Raw genomic sequence first — 16,536 nt, forward strand, 5'->3', positions numbered from 1 at the left:
GCACGGGGCGTGGCCGTCAGGGTGCGGCGCTGGGGCGGGCGTACGTGCGCCCCTTCCAGGCCGCGCCCTGTCCGAGGTGGTGCCGCACCGCCGAGTCCACGGTCATCAGCAGATAGAGAAGGGCCGTCAGGGGCAGCAGCGGCGCCAGCCACAGCGTCTGCCGGTAGTAGCGCAGCATCGGGATGTAGCTGCCCGCCATCAGCGCCCAGGCGGCGGCGCCCAGGGTCAGCGGCGCGGGACGCCCCGTCAGCACCCCGGCGACCACGGCCGCGGGCGGCACGAGATACACCACCGCCAGTCCCGCGACCGTCAGCAGCAACAGCAGCGGGTTGTGGCGCAGCTGGGTGTACGCGCTGCGCGAGACCATCCGCCACAGCTCGCCCAGCCGTGGATACGGCCGCACGCTGTCGACCCGGTCGGCCAGCCCCAGCCAGATCCGTCCGCCGGACCGTTTCACCGTGCGGGCCAGCGCCACGTCGTCGATGACCGCCTGCCGGATCGCCTCCGGGACCCCGGCCCGCTCGGCCGCCTCCCGGCGCAGCAGCACACAGCCGCCCGCGGCCGCCGCGGTGCGCCCCCGGGACCGGTTGACCCACCGAAAGGGGTACAGCTGTGCGAAGAAGTAGACAAAGGCGGGCACGATCAGCCGCTCCCAGTAGGTCACCACCCGCAGCCGCGCCATCTGGGAGACCAGATCCAGTCCGTTCGTCTCGGCCGCGCGCACCAACTCCCGCAGGGAGTCCGGCTCATGGGCGATGTCCGCGTCCGTCAGCAGCAGGTAGTCCACGCCTCCGTCGTCCTTACGGTCCGCGTCCCGGCCGTCCGCGTCCTTACGGTCCGCACCGTCCGCGTCCCCACGGTCCGCGGCGAGGCGGGTCGTGGCGAGCGCCATGCCGTGCCGCACCGCCCACAGCTTGCCGGTCCAGCCGGGGCCCGGCTCGCCGGGGGAGTCGACGGTCAGCGGCAGTCCGCCGTGCTCGTCGGCCAGTTCACGGGCCAGCTTTCCGGTGCCGTCCGAGCTGCCGTCGTCGATCAGGAAGATCTCCGCCGGCCCCGGATAGTCCTGGGCGAGCAGCGAGGGCAGGCTGGCCGGGAGCACCGCGGACTCGTCCCGGGCGGGCACCACGACGGCCACCGAGGGCCATATCGCGGGCTCCGGCGGCCCGAACCCGTCCGGCTCCGGCGGTCCCGAGCCGTCCGGATCCGTCCGGGGCAGCGTTACGTCCGTACGCCAGAAGAAGCCCTGGCCCAGCAGAAGCCACAGCCATGCGGCCAACGACCCGGCGGCGATCCACATCAGCGCGCTCACCCGCCGAAGTCTGCCCGAAGGTGTGCCCGGCCGACGGGCGCACGGGACCGATCCATTAAAGTGACCGGGTGAAGATCGCGCTTATGGACTCCGGAATCGGGTTGTTGCCCACCGCCGCCGCGATGCGCCGACTGCGACCGGACGTCGATCTCGTCCTCTCCTCCGACCCCGCCACCATGCCGTGGGGCCCGCGCACCCCCGAGGGCGTCACCGGGCTGGCCCTGGGCTGCGCCCGGGCCGCCGCCGCGCACCGCCCCGCCGCGCTGATCGTCGCCTGCAACACCGCATCCGTCCACGCCCTGCCCGCGCTGCGCGCCGAGCTGGAGCCCGGGCTGCCGGTCATCGGCACCGTGCCCGCCATCAAGCCCGCGGCGGCCGGGGGAGGGCCGATCGCGATCTGGGCCACCCCGGCCACCACGGGCAGCCCGTACCAGCGCGGACTGATCCGTGACTTCGCGGGCGGCGTCGAGGTGACCGAGGTGCCGTGCCCGGGGCTCGCCGACGCGGTACAGCACGCCGACAACGAGGGGATCGACGCCGCGGTGGCCGCCGCGGCGGCCCGCACCCCGCGCGATGTCACGACCGTCGTCCTGGGCTGCACCCATTACGAACTCGTCGCCGACCGCATCCGGACGGCCGTGCAGCAGCCGGACGCGCCGCCGATCGTCCTCCACGGCTCGGCCGGAGCCGTCGCCGCCCAGGCCCTGCGCCGGATCGGCGCCGACCCGTTCCCGCCGGACGGCCCGGTCACCCCGGGCGGTCTGACCGTCATCCTCAGCGGACGCGAGGCCGCCCTGCCGGAGGTCGCCCTGGCCTATGCCGAAGGCGTGCAGCTGGCCCCCGTCGCCCCGACGCGCGCTTGACCGCGACGCCTCGTGCGGTGAGCTGACCGAAACGCTCCTCACCAGCGGATTCCTCCGCCCCGCTGCCGTGGTGCCAGAAGGTGAGTACGCTGCCAACCATGAGGCACCACGACCACGGAGAGCCGAGCGCCCACGGGCAGCCGCCCGCGGTCTGGATCGGACGGGCCCACAATCGCGCGCAGTGGCTGCTGGCCGTGGCGGGCGCCGCGTGCCTGGCACTCGGTGTCGACCTCGCCGTCGACTCGCCCTGGGGCTCGGGCATCGCCCCGCTCCTGATGGCCGTCATCGGCTGTGTCGCCGCCGGGCTGCTGATGCTCTTCGGCACCCTCGCCTTCGTCCATGTGGCGGTGCGGGTCGACGACGAGGTGCTGGAGATCCGCTGCGGCCATATGGGGCTCCCACGCCGCCGCATCCCGCTCAGCGACGTGGTCCACGCCGATGTGGCCCGTAAGGTCACCCCGTGTCAGTGGGGCGGCTGGGGCTACCGCTGGCGCCCCGAGAAGGGCACCGCCGTGGTGGTGCGCCGGGGCGAGGGCGTGGTGGTCCGCCTCGGGGACGGCCGCGTCTTCACGGTCACGGTGGACGACGCCGAGGCGGCGGTCCGGGTCATCCGCGACCGGCTGCGGCTGATCGCGGCCCGCACCTCCCAGGTCTAGCCGATCCCCGTTCCCCTCTTTCGGGGGATGCGTTCCCTTTCGGGGCTTCGCCTCGCATCCCCTTTCCGGGGGCGCGTAGGCGTGTTTCAGGGGCGCGTACGCACGGGCTGTGCCGGATCTCATGGCACCGCTCCCTGGTCGTCGTCCAGGCGACGGGCGGTCGCCAGCCCGGCGAGGAGGCCCGCTCCGGCGGTGATCTGGGAGAAGCTGAGGGCGTTGCCCAGACAGGACTCGACGGCCAGGGCCGTGAGGGTCGCGGCCGCCGTGAGGACCACGGGAGTGGGGCGCGGTGAGCGCCACAGGGCGTGGAGCATCCAGCCGAAGGCCGCGCCCAGCAGGGCCACCCCCGGCAGCCCCTGACCGGCCGCCTGCTGGAGCGGCGCCGAATGCGGCTTGGCCTCCGGGCCCAGTGGCTGGGCCACCGAGGGGCTCAGCTCGCCGAAGCGGTCCGGGCCCGCACCGCGCAGCTGATCCGTCTCCTCGATACGGGCGGCGTCCTGCCACAGCCGGATCCGGTGCTCGGTGAGATGGGCGCGCAGGGCGGGCGGCAGTCCGCCCGGGACCGAGCCCTTGGCCACCGCCCAGGTGCCGCCGACCGCGACCGCCGCGATCAGCGCGCACGCGATGAGCGCCGGCAGCCGCCGTCGTGGCCGGGCGGCGATGAGCGAGCACACCAGGACGGCACCGCACGCCACCGAACCGACCGTCGAGCCGCCCACCACGGCCGTCAGCGTGATCGCCGCGGCCGGCAGCCACAGCGCCGGGCGGAGGACCCGCGGGGCGGCCCAGGCCGCGCAACAGAGCGCGCCCGTGGCCAGGGTGAGCTGGGCCGCGCCCGGCCCCTCATGGCCGCTGAGCCCGTACGGCGAGGTGCAGGCCAGGCCGAACCCCGCGAGCCCGGCGGCCGCCGCCCCGGCGACCGGCAGCAGCGATCCGGCGATCCGGCCGCAGGCGTACCCGGCGGCCACCGCCAGCACCGCCAGCAGGACTCCCTCGGGGCGGGCCGGCCGCCCCATGGCCGCGATCAGCGCCCAGACGGCGCAACCGGCGAGGATCAGAACCCCCGCGACATCGGACGCACCGGCGCAGCCGGCGGCCGGTCTGCCGTGGTCCTGCACGACCGGCTCCACCACTGATGACGTCATCCCGCCGACCCCCCGTCGTGACGGGCACCGCGCCGACGACCTTACGGCCGTCGCGCGAGCCATGACACCCGAAACCGTAGCGCTTGTCGTAAGGAATGTGTATATGGTGCACAGAAACGATGAGTCGGTCGTGAAACGCCCGCCGTGGAGGGCGCCGTGCGGCCGCCGCGCGCGCCCCCATTTGCGCCCGATACCCTCGGCCCATGCCGACCCCCGACTTCATCCGTGACCTCAGGGCCTCCATCGGTCATGAACTGCTCTATCTGCCGGGCGTGAGCGCCGTGGTCATCGACGACCAGGACCGGGTGCTGCTGGGCCGCCGGGCCGACAACGGCCGCTGGACCATCATCTGCGGCATCCCCGAACCCGGTGAGCAGCCGGCCACGGCGGTGGTACGCGAGGTCGCGGAGGAGACCGCGGTGCGCTGCGTCCCCGAACGCATCGTGCTCGTACGGACCCTGGCACCGGTGACCTACCCCAATGACGACAAGTGCCAGTTCGTGGACATCTGCTTCCGCTGCCGCGCGGTCGGCGGCGAGGCGCGGGTGAACGACGACGAGTCGCTGGACGTCGGCTGGTTCCCACTCGACGCGCTGCCCGAGATGGAGGACTTCTCCCTGTCCCGGATCAAGCAGGCGCTCGACGACGGCCCGACGTGGTTCGAGCCCATCGTCGGGGAGTGAAGTATGTGCCGCCCCCACATCGGTCCGGGCCAGACGGCTGCCTAATGTGCCCCTCATGAGCGCGTCCACCACACCAGGCCCGGACTCACGGCTGTCCGGCGGCCTCGATCTCTCCGGCCGTACCGCACTCGTCACGGGCGCCGCCGGGGGCATCGGCCGGGCCTGCACGCTGCGGCTGGCCACCGCCGGGGCTCGGGTGCGGGCCGTCGACCTGGACGCCGGGGGCCTGACCGACCTCGTCGCCGCGGCCTCCGGACTGCCCGGCCCGGTCGAGGCCCACCCCCTGGACCTCACCGACCTCGACGCCGCCGAGCGGGCCGCCGCAGGCACCGACATCCTGGTCAACAACGCCGGGCTCCAGCTCGTCCGGCCCATCGAGGACTTTCCGCCCGAGGTCTTCTCCCGGGTGCTCACCGTGATGCTCGAGGCCCCCTTCCGGCTGGTGCGCGGCGCGCTGCCGCACATGTACGCCCAGGGCTGGGGCCGGATCGTGAACATCTCCTCGGTGCACGGGCTGCGCGCCTCCCCGTACAAGTCGGCCTATGTGGCCGCCAAACACGGTCTGGAGGGGCTCTCCAAGGTCGCCGCCCTGGAGGGCGCGGAGCACGGGGTGACATCCAACTGCGTCAACCCCGGCTATGTGCGCACCCCGCTCGTCGAGCGGCAGATCGCCGACCAGGCCGAGGCCCACGGGATCTCACCGGAGCGGGTGGTCTCCGAGGTGATGCTTGCCGACGCGGCGGTCAAGCGGCTGGTCGAGCCCGAGGAGGTCGCCGAGGCCGTCGTGTACCTCTGCGGTCCGTACACGTCCTTCATCACCGGGGCCTCGCTGAGCATGGACGGCGGATGGACCGCCCACTGAGCGGCCCATCGGAGCGGCCACCGGCCTTTGAGGGCCGATTGGCTCAGCCACTGGACCAGGAAGGCGGATTGGCCGAGCCACCGGCGGACGGTGGCCGATTGGCTGAGCCGCCTCCGGACGGTGGCCCATCGGCTCAGCCACCGGCGGACGATGGCCCATTGGCTGAGCCAGCTCCGGACGGTGGCCAATTGGCTCAGCCACCGGACCGCCTGCTGCCCGGCCGCCCCGTCGACAAGGCCCCGGGCCGCCTTACGGCTGGCGCCGCCGCGCCCGGCGGGAGTATGCCTGTGACCATGCCCGACGACCGGCCGGAGAACCCCTACCTGGAACTGCTCGCACGCGGCGCGCCCGCCGAGGCGTACGAGCGTCCGGTGCTGCGCGCCCGCGCCGACAAGGCCCCGGCCGACCGGCTGGCGGCCCTGGAGGCCGCCAAGCTGCTCGCCCTGCGGGTACGCGGTGAGCTGGAGGGGCGACGGCGCCGCGAGGCCGAGCTGTCCGCGCTCTTCGAGACCGCGCACGACCTGGCGGGGCTGCGCGACCTGGACGCGGTGCTCCAGGCCATCGTGCAGCGCGCCCGCTCCCTGCTGGGCACCGAGGTGGCCTATCTGACGCTCAACGACCCGACGGCCGGTGACACCTATATGAGGGTCACCGACGGTTCGGTCTCGGCCCGCTTCCAGCAGCTGCGGCTCGGCATGGGGGAGGGGCTCGGCGGTCTGGTGGCCCAGACCGCCCGCCCCTACGTCACCGAGAGCTACTTCCATGATCCTCGGTTCCAGCACACCCACACCATCGACGCGGGCGTCAGGGACGAGGGACTCGTGGCCATCCTCGGGGTGCCGCTGCTGCTCGGCAGCGGTGTCATCGGCGTGCTGTTCGCGGCCGACCGCCGGGCCCGGGTGTTCGAACGCGCGCAGATCGCGCTGGTCGGCTCGTTCGCCGCGCACGCGGCCGTGGCCATCGACACCGCCCATCTGCTCGCCGAGACCCGTACGGCGCTCGCCGAGCTGGAGGCCGCCAACGAGATCATCCGGGATCGCAGCCGGGTCATCGAGCGCGCCTCCGACGTCCACGACCGGCTCACCGAGCTGGTGCTGCGCGGCGGCGGGGTGCACGACGTGGCCGACGCCGTGGCCGAGGTGCTGAGCGGCTCCGTGGAGTTCCTCGAGGCCGACGAGGCGCCCGCGGCGGCCGTCGACCGGTCCCGGGCCGACGGCCACGCGGTGCGCGACGGCGAGGAGGACTGGGTCGCCGCGGTCTCGGCGGGCGGCGAACTGCTCGGCGCGCTCGTGCTGCGCGGCCACCCCCGGCTCGACCCCGTGGACCAGCGCACCCTGGAGCGCGCCGCGATGGTCACCTCGCTGCTTCAGCTCGCCCGCCGCTCGGCGGGCGAGGCCGAACAGCGGGTGCGCGGTGAGCTCCTGGACGACCTCCTCGACGCCCCCGACCGGGAGCCCCGGCTGCTGCGGGAGCGCGCCGCGCGGCTCCAGGCGGACCTGGACACGCCCCATGTGGTGCTCGCGGCGGGCACCGAGGCCCCGGGCATGGGCACAGCCACCACCGGGCCCGGCAACGCACACGGCACCACGCACGGCACCACACACGGCCACGGCACCACCCACGGAGGCGGGCCCGGAAACACGTCCAGCACGTCCGGTGGCGCGCCCGCCGAGGATGCCGCGGGCCGTCGGCGGCTGTGGTCCGCCGCGTCCCATCTGGCGGCCACCCGGCACGGTCTGGCCGTCGCCCGCGACGGCGGCACCGTCCTGCTGCTGCCGCTCGCCGAAGGTGACACCGCCGACGCCCTCGCCCGCCGCACCGCCCGGCAGCTGGGCACCGCCGCGCACGCCGCGGTCACCGTGGGCGCCTCAGCACCCGTTCCCGCGCCCGCCGCGCGGCCCGGGGAGGTCGCCGCGGGCTACGCCGAGGCCCGGCGCTGTCTGGCCGCCCTGCGGGTGCTGGGCCGGGCCGGACAGGGCGCCGCCGCCGAGGACTTCGGCTTCCTCGGTCTGCTGCTGGCCGGGACCCGCGAGGGCGCCCCGGACGGCACCGGCGTCCAGGACTTCGTGGCCCGCACGGTGGGTGCCGTCATCGACTACGACGAGCGGCGCGGCACCGAACTGATCCGCACGCTCGACGCGTACTTCGCCGGCGGGATGAGCCCGGCCCGTACCAAGGACGCCCTCCACGTGCACGTCAACACGGTGGCACAGCGGCTGGAGCGGGTCGGACGGCTGCTCGGCCCCGACTGGCAGTCGCCCGCCCGCTCCCTGGAGATCCAGCTCGCCCTGCGGCTGCACCGCCTGACCTCGGCCATCGGCCACTGAGCCTCGGCCGTGGGCCACTGAGCCTCGGCCGTGGGCTACCGAGCCTCGTGGGCTACCGGGGCGAGGCCGAACGGGCCGTGCGCTTCGCCGCCTCCGCCTCCGCCTCCGTCGCCGACCCCGAGGAGGGAGCCGAGGTCGGTTCGACGGCGGCCAGATCGCGGTCCCGGGTCTCCTTGGCGACGCCCACGGCCACCAGGGTGAGCAGGGCCGCCGCGATCACATAGAGGGCGATCGGCGTGGCGCTGTTGTAGTCGGCCAGCAGCGCGGTGGCGATGAGCGGTGCGGGCGCACCGGCCGCGACGGACGAGAACTGCGCGCCGATCGACGCCCCCGAGTACCGCATCCGGGTCGCGAACATCTCGGAGAAGAAGGCCGCCTGGGGCGCGTACATCGCTCCGTGGAAGATCAGCCCGACCGTCACGGCGAGCACCAGGGCCGGGAAGCCCTTGGTGTCGATGAGGAGGAAGAACGGGAAGGCCCACGCGCCCACGCCCGCCGCGCCCAGGAGATACACCGGGCGGCGCCCGATCCGGTCCGACAGTGCGCCCCATGCCGGGATGACCGCGAAGTGCACGGCCGAGGCGATCAGTACGGCGTTGAGCGCGGTCTGCTTGCCGAGGCCCACATGGTCGGAGGTCGCGTAGACGAGGACGAAGGCGGTGATGACGTAGTAGCTGATGTTCTCGGCCATCCGCGCGCCCATGGCGATCAGCACATCCCGCCAGTGGTCGCGCAGGACCGCCACCAGCGGCATCTTCTCGGCGGCGTCCTCGTCCCCGCCCGCGGCCGCCTTACGGGCCTCGGCCCGGGCCAGCGCCGCCTTGAAGACCGGCGATTCATCGACAGAGAGACGAATCCACAAGCCGACCAGCACCAGCACCCCCGAGAGCAGGAACGGCACCCGCCATCCCCATGACTCGAAGGCGTCGTCGGAGAGCGTGGCCGTCAGCGCGGAGAGCACTCCGGTGGCCAGCAGCTGCCCCGCCGGGGCGCCGGTCTGCGGCCAGGACGCCCAGAACCCGCGCCGCCGCGCGTCCCCGTGCTCCGACACCAGCAGCACCGCCCCGCCCCACTCGCCGCCCAGCGCGAACCCCTGGAGCAGACGCAGCGCGGTGAGCAGTACGGGCGCCGCCGAGCCGACCGTGGCATGGGTGGGCAGCAGTCCGATGGCGCAGGTCGCGCCGCCCATCATCAGCAGACTCAGGATCAGCAGCTTCTTACGGCCGAGCCGGTCGCCGTAGTGGCCGAAGACCAGGGCGCCGACCGGCCGGGCGGCGAAGCCGACCGCGTAGGTCAGGAACGACAGCAGCGTGCCGACGAGCGGGTCGGAGTCCGGGAAGAAGAGCTTGTTGAAGACGAGCGCGGCGGCCGAGCCGTAGAGGAAGAAGTCGTACCACTCGATGGTGGTGCCGATCAGGCTCGCGGCGACGATACGGCGCAGTGAGCCGGGCGGGGTCGGGGGAGCGGAGGCCGGAGAATCCGGGGTAGGCATGGGTCACCACTTCCGAGCGAGGTGCGGGGACGGTTTTGTGTTGCCACACCGTAGAAATGCGCAGTTCAGCTCGGATATGTAGGCGGGCGACATACTTCACCCGGCCCCTGTGGTGACACGCCCTTCCTCGAACGTTCTGTGCCGGCCCGCCCCGGAGACCCTCTAGTCGGGGCGTCCCGTGCGCGGCCGCCGTACCTTGCCGAGCTGGAGCATGGCGGCGTTGAGCTCGTCAGGGGTGAGCGAGGGGGCCGGGAGCGGATGGGACCCCTCGGGGCGCAGCCCGTCGAGCAGGAGGGCCAGATAGCGGCGCCAGGCCAGTGGCGCGGCCACGGTCGAGCCGGGGACCGCGCGGCCGAGCGCGGCCAGCATGAACTGGAGGTCCTCCGCGGTGGCGTCCGCCCGGACCTTGCCCTGCTCCTGGGCGCGGCTCAGAAGGTCCTCGAGCGTCTTGTGGTTCTCCTTACGGAGTGCGTCGAGCGAGGGGACGCCCTGGATGCCGGTGGTCATCAGGTCGTTGGTGCCCCGGTCGGCGGCGAGCAGCCCGAAGATGCGCTCCAGGTAGGCTGTGAGCCCGGCCCAGGCGTCGGTCGCGGAGCGGGCCTCCTCGGCGGCCCGCAGAATGTCCCGAAGGGAATCGCCGAATACCGCCTCGATGAGTTCCGCCCGGCCGGCGAAGCGCCGGTAGAGGGTGGCGCTGCCGACTCCGGCCCGACGGGCGATGTCGTCGAGCGGGGCGTCCACACCCTGATCCGTGTAGATCTCCCGGGCGGCAGCTATCAGCATCTCGCGGTTGCGCCGTGCGTCTCGGCGCAACGGTGTCTCTTTCTCCACACGGCTGCCCATGGCCCGAACCCTAACACTAACCGGGGGAATCTCTCCGGTTAGGTGTTAAGATCATCGCCAGAGCGGGGAATGATCCCCGGTTCTGGCTTCGGGGGAAGCCGCCAACCGACTGAGGGGATCGCATGCCCCAGGATCTGTCCGCGCTCGGCGCGGATTTCGTCGCCAACCCGTATCCGGTCTACGCACGTCTGCGGGAGCGGGGCCCGGTCCACCGGGTGCGCACCGACGCCTCCGGTGAGTTCTGGCTCGTCGTCGGCCACGAGGAGGCCCGCGCCGCGCTGACCGATCCCCGGCTGAGCAATGACGTCCGTCACTCGGCCGCGTGGCAGGACGACGGCGGCAATGCCATCGGGCGGAACATGGTGCAGACCGACCCGCCGCACCACACCCGGCTGCGGGGGCTGGTGGCCCGCGCCTTCACCCCGGCCCGGATCGAGGCCCTGCGTCCCCGCGTCCGGCAGATCGCGGACGAACTGCTGGACGCGATGGCCCCGCTGGGCCGGGCCGATCTCGTCGAGGACTACGCGCTGCCGCTGCCCCTGGCCGTCATCTGCGAGCTGCTGGGCGTGCCGGAGACGGACCGCAAGGCGTTCCACGACTGGTACCTCGAGAGCACCGACCTGACCCGCCCGGAGGCCGCCGGTGCCGCCGCCCAGGCCCTGACGGGCTACTTCGCGGAGCTCATCGAGGCCAAGCGCCGCGGCCACGGCGAGGATCTGCTCAGCGCCCTGGTCCGCACCATGGACGGGGACGGCGACGCGCTCTCCGACGAGGAGATGCTCGGCATGACGTTCGTGCTGCTCGTCGCGGGCTACGAGACCTCCGCCAACCTGATCTCCAGCGGCATCCTCGCCCTGCTCCGCCACCCCGAGCAGCTGGCCGCGCTGCGCGCCGACTGGTCGCTGCTGGACGGCGCGATCGAGGAGATGCTGCGCTACGACGGCCCGGTGGAGAGCGCCGCGTTCCGCTTCACCAGGGAGCCGGTGGAGATCGCGGGCACGACCATTCCGGCCGGGGAGCCGGTGGGGGTCGTCCTGGCCGCGGGGTCGCGCGACCCCCGGCGCTTCGCCGAGCCGGACCGGTTCGACATCCGGCGCGCACCGCGCGGCCATCTCGCCTTCGGACATGGCGTCCACCACTGCCTGGGCGCCCCGCTGGCCCGGCTCGAAGGGGCCATCGCCTTCCGGGCCCTGCTGGAGCGCTGCCCCGATCTCGCCCTGGACGCCGATCCGGCCGAGCTCGCCTGGCGGCCCAGCCTGATGCTGCGCGGGCTGCGACGGCTGCCGATACGTTTCACCCCGGCTCCGGACGCCTGAGCCCCCGGCCAGGAGCACGCGACGAACTGTCCCGGCCGGGAACACTCGGCGAACGGCCCCGGGCAGGAGCACGCGACGAACCGTCCCGGCCAGGAGCACGCGACGAACCACCCCGGCCGGCCCGGCTCGGCGGACCGCGGTGGCCACCCACCGCGGTCCGCCGGGTCTGTGGGGCCCGGCGTTCAGCGTGGTTCCGGAATCATCCGCAGCGGACCGGCCGTGAGGCTCATCTGCGGCCTGGGCCGGATCTTCGTCCCCGGAATCGGGCGCATCCGCCAGCGGCCCGCGATCGCGGCCAGGGCGAGCGTCGCCTCCGTCATGCCGAAGACGTCGCCGATGCACTTCCGGCTGCCACCGCCGAACGGCAGATACGAGCCGCGCGTCACCTCCTTGGCCCGCTCGGGGAGCCAGCGGTCCGGGTCGAAGGAGTCCGGGCGGGGGAAGAGGGCCGGATCGCGGTGCAGCACATACGGGCTGATCAGCACGTCCGACGCCGGGGGCAGCCGCCGCCCGCCGAGCTCGGTGGTCTCGGTGGTGGTCCGGGTGAACAGCCACGCGGGCGGGAAGAGCCGCAGCGCCTCGCTGAACACCCGCTGGGTGTACGCGAGCCGGGGGACGTCGGCGTAGCGCGGGGCGCGCCCGCCCAGCACCTCGTCGACCTCGGCGTGCAGCGCGGCCTCGGCCAGGGGATTGCGGCCGAGCAGGAACCAGGCCCAGGTCAGCGCGGAGGCGGTGGTCTCGATCCCGGCCAGCAGCAGGGTCATGACCTGGTCGTGGATCTCCTGGTCCGACATCGTGCCGCCGGTCTCGTCGTCCTGTGCCGCGAAGAGCGCGGACAGCACATCGCCGCGGTCGCCGTCGTCCGACGCCTTGTAGTCGTCGATCATGCGGTCGATGAGCTGGTTGAGCCGGGCGAGCGCGTCGTCGAAGCGCCGGTTCGCCGCGAGCGGGAGCTTGGCCAGCAGCCCGGTGGGGTCGATCGCCTGCCGGTAGGCGCCCTCCACGACGATGGGCAGACAGTGCTGGATCTCGGCCACGGCATGCGGCGCCATATCGGTCGAGAAGAGCGCACGGGCGGTCACCCGCGCGGTGAGCGCGAGCATCTCGTGACTGACGTCGATGGGCCGGCGCGCCGTCCACGCCGTCGACTCGGCTTCGCACTCCCGCTCCATCACCTCGGCGTACTTGGCGATCCGGGCGGTGTGGAACGCCGGCTGCACCAGCCGGCGCTGCCGCCGGTGGTCCGCCCAGTCGGAGGTGATCAGACCGTTGCCCAGGATGGGCTTGGCCTTCTCCTTGACCGGCCCGCCGGTGTCGTAGACCCGCGCGTTCACCAGCACCTGCTGGATCAGCTCCGGATGACAGGGCAGATAGACGGGCCGGGGCCCCAGCCGGAGCTCGACCAGATCGCCGTGGGCGGGCAGGGAGGCCAGGAACTGAAGCGGTTTGCGGGCCATGAGCAGAGCATGGCCGACCAGCGGAAGCCCGCCGGGGGCGACGGCGTGCCGCCAGTGGCGCGTCGCCGGTTGCTGCGCGGTCCTCATGCGGAAGCTGTCCTTCACTCGCGAGGTGGGGTACGGAAGGTGCGGGGCGTCCGGTCCGGGGCGGACCCCGGACCGGACGCCGTCAGCGCGGCTCGCACACCATGGGCAGCGGGCCGGGTTCGAGCGTCGCCTTCGGCTCGGGGCGCAACGTCGTCCCGGGCACCGGGCGGAGACGCCACCGGCTCGCGATCGTCGCCACGATGAGCGCGGTCTCGGTCAGCGCCAGGACGTCCCCGATGCACTTGTGGCTGCCCGCGCCGAACGGGAGCAGCGCCCCGCGCTCCACCTCCTTGGCGCGGTCGCCGAGCCAGCGCTCGGGGTCGAACCGCTCCGGGTCCGGGAACAGTTCGGGGTTGTGGTGCAGCGCCTGGGCGCTGTAGAGGATCATCGTGCCCGCCGGGACGGTCCGGCCGCCGAGCTCGGTCTCGGCCGCCGTGACCCGCATCGCCATCCAGGACGGCGGATACAGCCGCAGCGACTCGGTGATGACCCCGCGGGTGTACTCCAGGGACGGCAGGTCCTCGAAGGTGGGACTGCGGCCCTCCAGGACCTCGTCGATCTCGGCGTGCACCCGCTTCTCCACCTCCGGGTGGGCGCCCAGGAGATGGAAGACGAAGGCGAGGGTCGAGGCGGTGGTCTCGCTCCCGGCCACCAGGAAGGTGACCACCTGGTCGAGGACCTCGCCGTCGTCGAGGCCCTTACCGGTCTCGGGGTGTTCGGCGCGCAGCAGCGTGGAGAGCAGATCGCCGTGGTCGGCGCCGGAGCGCCGGCGCTCGCGGATCATCTCGTCCACGATCTGCCGCAGCCGGGCATTGGCCCGGTCATAGCGCCGGTTGCCCGGGGTGGGGAGCTTCTCCATGATCCCCAAAGGCGCCATCGTGCGCTTGTAGATGCCGTCCGAGACGATGCGCAGACAGTGGCGCGCCTCGTCGATCGTCGCCTCGTCGATCCCGGTGGAGAACAGCGTCCGCGCCGCCACCCGCATCAGCAGGGCGTGCATGGTGTCGCTGATGTCCAGGGTGCGCCCCGGCTCCCAGGAGCCGATCGCGGCGCGGGTGTCATCGGCGACCGCGGCGGTGTAGGCGGCGATCTTCGGGGTGTGGAACGCGGGCTGGATCATCCGCCGCTGGTAGCGGTGGTCCTCGCCCCGGGAGACCGAGAGGCTGTTCCCGAGCAGCTGCCGCGCCTTGTCGAAGACCCCGCCCTTGTCGAACACCCGGGGATTGAGCAGCACCTGACGGACCAGCTCGGGATGGCAGGCCAGATAGGCGCGGCTGGGCCCCAGTCTGACCTCCACCAGATCGCCGTGGGCGGGCAGGGAGGCCAGGAACTGGAGCGGACGGCGCCAGAGCGCCAGGGTGTGCCCCAGCAGCGGCACCGAGCCGGGCGCGGTGCCGGTGGTCCAGGGGCGCTCCGGCGGTGCGGAGCTCTTCGCGGGAGTCACGGGTCCCCGTTCCCTCACTGGATGCGAGAGTTGACGTCGTTGACGGCCGTCTTGTAGCGCTTGTTGCTGGTGGTCCAGACGAAGTTGCCGTAGATCAGATCGAGGAAGACGTCCTGCGTCAGCTGGTCGAACGCCTTGATGCACTCGATGTCCTCGATCATGTCATCGAGCCGGGCCTGGAAGAACTCCTTGAACGCCGTCTCATCGCTCACATCGCAGAGCCGGAAACAGTTGGTGATCTGGCCCAGGGAGACCTCGCGGTCATAGGAGTAGAAGTCGTTGACGATGGTGAGTCCGCGGGTGGTCATGCGAGCGGCCAGGCTCGTCTTGGCGTGTTCGGTGAACTCCGGATGCCGGTAGATCGGATACGACATCTTCATCCAGAAGTCGACGCCGATGTCGGTGACCCGGAAACGGAAATACTGCTCCGGGGACGTGGTGCACAGCGCCGCCTTGATGGGCGAGTCGCGGAACATATGGTCACTGGTGACGAAGGCGCGTGCCGCCTCGTACGCGACCTCCGCGTCCTCGGGGCCGTAGTACTTCTCGCAGATCTTGCGCAGCTGGGGCAGGAAGAGGCCGAAGTCGTGGAGTGCGGGATCCATGTCGTCCCACACGAAGGTCACGCAGTTCAGGACGCAGACGGCCTTGAACGCCTCCATGTCCTTGATATGACGGGGGCTCTGGGACCACAGCACCACCCCCACATAGGAGATCCAGCGCTCATCGGAAACCGATTTGCCGAGCGGGGCCACCGCCGCGTTGCAGTCGTCGATGACCTCGCGCAGTTCGGCGTCGGTCAATTCGACCTTGGTGGGCCGGGTGACGACATGGCGGTCGAACATCTCCTGGAAGCGGCGGGTGCACTCCTCCAGGTACGGGCGGACGCTGTTCCGGCTGATGTCCTGGGCCCCGGCCGTGGAAAGTCCTGTCGTCATGAGTTCCTCACAGTGGCCATGCGGGCGATCTGCTTCAGCGCGTTGACCGCGTCCGCGGTGAATGGGGCGTCGTCGAGGGCCCGCAGGGCCTGTGCCCGGCGGTCGTCGATCATCTGCTCGACGGCATCCCGGGCGGTGGTGGCGGCGAAGATCTCCTGAATGGTCGCGGCGTCCCGCTCGTCAAGCAGCGGATTGCCGATGAGGCTGCGCAGCCGCGCCGCCTGGGCGCTGTCCGAGCCGCGCAGGGCGAGCGCGATCAGGGTGGTGTTCTTCCCGGCCCGCAGATCGTCCAGCTGGGACTTGCCGGTGGACTCCGGATCGCCGTACACGCCCAGCAGATCGTCGCGGAGCTGGAACGCCTCGCCGAGCGGCAGGGCGTAGGCGGTGAACGCCTCCATGGCCTCCGGGCCGGCGCCCGCGATGGCGGCTCCGACGTGCAGCGGACGCTCGATGGTGTACTTGGCGGTCTTGTACCGGTTGACCGTGAGGGTGGCCTCGACGTCGTCCGTCAGCTCCCCGGTGGCCTGCAGATCGAGGTACTGGCCCAGCATCACCTCGGTGCGCATCTCCGACAGCAGCGGCAGCACGGCGTCGAACTGGACGGGCGTCAGACCGGCGGCGTGCAGGAGCTCGTCCGACCAGGTGAGGGCGAGGTCGCCGAGCAGCACCGCCCCGCTGACCCCGAACCGCTCGATCTGCTCGGGCCTGCGGTCGGTGGCACACAGCGCGGCCAGGGTGCGATGGATGGTCGGCCGGCCGCGACGGGTGTCGCTGTCGTCCATGACGTCGTCGTGGATCAGCGCGAACGCATGGAACATCTCCAGGCAGGCGGCCACCCGGAACACCGGGGCGGTGTCCTCGCCACCGCCGACGGCCTGCCAGCCGGTGACACACAACAGCGGTCGTATGCGTTTTCCGCCGGACAGGAAATCCTTGAGCAGCCCGGAGAGATACGGCAGATGGTGTTGCGGGGTGGTGTGGGCCTTGGCCGTCAGGAAATCTTCGAGTACGACGTCCACCGACTCACGGACGGTATCCGCATCCAAGCGGCCGGGGCTGAGCGTGGGTGTGGTCATGCGACTGACTCCTCCACGTCGAAATGTCGAAATCCGTT

The 16,536-nt window shown here is 72.4% G+C and carries 14 protein-coding genes; 6 read left to right on the plus strand and 8 right to left on the minus strand.

From position 1 onward, the window contains the following. Positions 1-16: 16 nt before the first annotated feature. Positions 17-1,297 (minus strand): glycosyltransferase, encoded by a 1,281-nt coding sequence (locus KHP12_RS43840; protein WP_208652891.1) that lies wholly within the window; start codon positions 1,295-1,297, stop codon positions 17-19. Between the two features lie 80 nt (positions 1,298-1,377). Here KHP12_RS43840 and KHP12_RS43845 point away from each other — a divergent pair, with 80 nt between their 5' ends. Both KHP12_RS43845 and KHP12_RS43850 read left to right on the plus strand, forming a co-directional pair. Next, complete coding sequence (locus tag KHP12_RS43845; protein WP_086880532.1) at positions 1,378-2,172, plus strand: glutamate racemase; 795 nt, start codon at positions 1,378-1,380, stop codon at positions 2,170-2,172. A 98-nt stretch (positions 2,173-2,270) separates the two neighbouring features. Further along, positions 2,271-2,828: a hypothetical protein gene (locus tag KHP12_RS43850; protein ID WP_037962047.1), complete on the plus strand. Its 558-nt coding sequence runs from the start codon at positions 2,271-2,273 to the stop codon at positions 2,826-2,828. Positions 2,829-2,947: 119 nt separating this feature from the next. Here the strand turns inward: KHP12_RS43850 and KHP12_RS43855 are convergent, their stop codons facing one another. Further along, entirely contained in the window at positions 2,948-3,973 is a 1,026-nt protein-coding gene (locus tag KHP12_RS43855) for an O-antigen ligase family protein (RefSeq protein WP_244202613.1), read from the minus strand. A 203-nt stretch (positions 3,974-4,176) separates the two neighbouring features. Between KHP12_RS43855 and KHP12_RS43860 the strand changes: the two genes are divergently transcribed. The 3 genes from KHP12_RS43860 to KHP12_RS43870 all read left to right on the plus strand — a co-directional run bounded on the left by KHP12_RS43860 (position 4,177) and on the right by KHP12_RS43870 (position 7,845). Beyond that, on the plus strand, positions 4,177-4,656 hold the full coding sequence (locus KHP12_RS43860) for an NUDIX hydrolase (RefSeq protein WP_086880531.1): 480 nt from the start codon (positions 4,177-4,179) through the stop codon (positions 4,654-4,656). 55 nt (positions 4,657-4,711) lie between these two features. After that, positions 4,712-5,518, plus strand: a complete 807-nt coding sequence (locus KHP12_RS43865; RefSeq protein ID WP_086880530.1) for a 3-hydroxybutyrate dehydrogenase — start codon at positions 4,712-4,714, stop codon at positions 5,516-5,518. Between the two features lie 281 nt (positions 5,519-5,799). After that, positions 5,800-7,845 carry a helix-turn-helix domain-containing protein gene (locus KHP12_RS43870; RefSeq protein ID WP_086880529.1) on the plus strand — a complete coding sequence of 682 codons (2,046 nt, stop codon included), beginning with the start codon at positions 5,800-5,802 and terminating at the stop codon, positions 7,843-7,845. A gap of 52 nt (positions 7,846-7,897) precedes the next feature. Here the strand turns inward: KHP12_RS43870 and KHP12_RS43875 are convergent, their stop codons facing one another. Then, positions 7,898-9,337, minus strand: coding sequence for an MFS transporter (locus tag KHP12_RS43875; RefSeq protein ID WP_086880528.1), 1,440 nt, complete (start codon positions 9,335-9,337; stop codon positions 7,898-7,900). A gap of 162 nt (positions 9,338-9,499) precedes the next feature. Further along, positions 9,500-10,180: a TetR/AcrR family transcriptional regulator gene (locus KHP12_RS43880; RefSeq protein ID WP_086880527.1), complete on the minus strand. Its 681-nt coding sequence runs from the start codon at positions 10,178-10,180 to the stop codon at positions 9,500-9,502. A 122-nt stretch (positions 10,181-10,302) separates the two neighbouring features. On the opposite strand from KHP12_RS43880, the gene KHP12_RS43885 reads away from it, so the two are divergent. Then, on the plus strand, positions 10,303-11,496 hold the full coding sequence (locus KHP12_RS43885) for a cytochrome P450 family protein (RefSeq protein WP_086880526.1): 1,194 nt from the start codon (positions 10,303-10,305) through the stop codon (positions 11,494-11,496). A 182-nt stretch (positions 11,497-11,678) separates the two neighbouring features. Here the strand turns inward: KHP12_RS43885 and KHP12_RS43890 are convergent, their stop codons facing one another. The 4 genes from KHP12_RS43890 to KHP12_RS43905 form a co-directional block, all read right to left on the minus strand. Continuing rightward, positions 11,679-13,040 (minus strand): cytochrome P450, encoded by a 1,362-nt coding sequence (locus KHP12_RS43890; RefSeq protein ID WP_086880525.1) that lies wholly within the window; start codon positions 13,038-13,040, stop codon positions 11,679-11,681. Between the two features lie 82 nt (positions 13,041-13,122). Continuing rightward, positions 13,123-14,484 (minus strand): cytochrome P450, encoded by a 1,362-nt coding sequence (locus KHP12_RS43895; protein WP_051573588.1) that lies wholly within the window; start codon positions 14,482-14,484, stop codon positions 13,123-13,125. A gap of 14 nt (positions 14,485-14,498) precedes the next feature. Then, on the minus strand, positions 14,499-15,422 hold the full coding sequence (locus KHP12_RS43900) for a terpene synthase family protein (protein ID WP_086880524.1): 924 nt from the start codon (positions 15,420-15,422) through the stop codon (positions 14,499-14,501). Further along, positions 15,419-16,498, minus strand: coding sequence for a polyprenyl synthetase family protein (locus KHP12_RS43905; protein WP_086880523.1), 1,080 nt, complete (start codon positions 16,496-16,498; stop codon positions 15,419-15,421). Before KHP12_RS43905 ends, KHP12_RS43900 begins: the two co-directional genes overlap by 4 nt. Positions 16,499-16,536: the final 38 nt, after the last annotated feature.

The sequence above is a fragment of the Streptomyces asiaticus genome, assembly GCF_018138715.1.
Lineage (GTDB): Bacteria > Actinomycetota > Actinomycetes > Streptomycetales > Streptomycetaceae > Streptomyces > Streptomyces asiaticus.

What these genes read in the sequence shown, in the direction of transcription:
- KHP12_RS43840 (WP_208652891.1), bottom strand. Translation starts at nt 1,297, where the DNA reads ATGTGGATCGCCGCCGGGTCGTTGGCCGCATGGCTGTGGCTTCTGCTG.
- KHP12_RS43855 (WP_244202613.1), bottom strand. Translation starts at nt 3,973, where the DNA reads ATGACGTCATCAGTGGTGGAGCCGGTCGTGCAGGACCACGGCAGACCG.
- KHP12_RS43865 (WP_086880530.1), top strand. Translation starts at nt 4,712, where the DNA reads ATGAGCGCGTCCACCACACCAGGCCCGGACTCACGGCTGTCCGGCGGC.
- KHP12_RS43850 (WP_037962047.1), top strand. Translation starts at nt 2,271, where the DNA reads ATGAGGCACCACGACCACGGAGAGCCGAGCGCCCACGGGCAGCCGCCC.
- KHP12_RS43890 (WP_086880525.1), bottom strand. Translation starts at nt 13,040, where the DNA reads ATGAGGACCGCGCAGCAACCGGCGACGCGCCACTGGCGGCACGCCGTC.
- KHP12_RS43880 (WP_086880527.1), bottom strand. Translation starts at nt 10,180, where the DNA reads ATGGGCAGCCGTGTGGAGAAAGAGACACCGTTGCGCCGAGACGCACGG.
- KHP12_RS43900 (WP_086880524.1), bottom strand. Translation starts at nt 15,422, where the DNA reads ATGACGACAGGACTTTCCACGGCCGGGGCCCAGGACATCAGCCGGAAC.
- KHP12_RS43905 (WP_086880523.1), bottom strand. Translation starts at nt 16,498, where the DNA reads ATGACCACACCCACGCTCAGCCCCGGCCGCTTGGATGCGGATACCGTC.
- KHP12_RS43875 (WP_086880528.1), bottom strand. Translation starts at nt 9,337, where the DNA reads ATGCCTACCCCGGATTCTCCGGCCTCCGCTCCCCCGACCCCGCCCGGC.
- KHP12_RS43860 (WP_086880531.1), top strand. Translation starts at nt 4,177, where the DNA reads ATGCCGACCCCCGACTTCATCCGTGACCTCAGGGCCTCCATCGGTCAT.
- KHP12_RS43885 (WP_086880526.1), top strand. Translation starts at nt 10,303, where the DNA reads ATGCCCCAGGATCTGTCCGCGCTCGGCGCGGATTTCGTCGCCAACCCG.
- KHP12_RS43870 (WP_086880529.1), top strand. Translation starts at nt 5,800, where the DNA reads ATGCCTGTGACCATGCCCGACGACCGGCCGGAGAACCCCTACCTGGAA.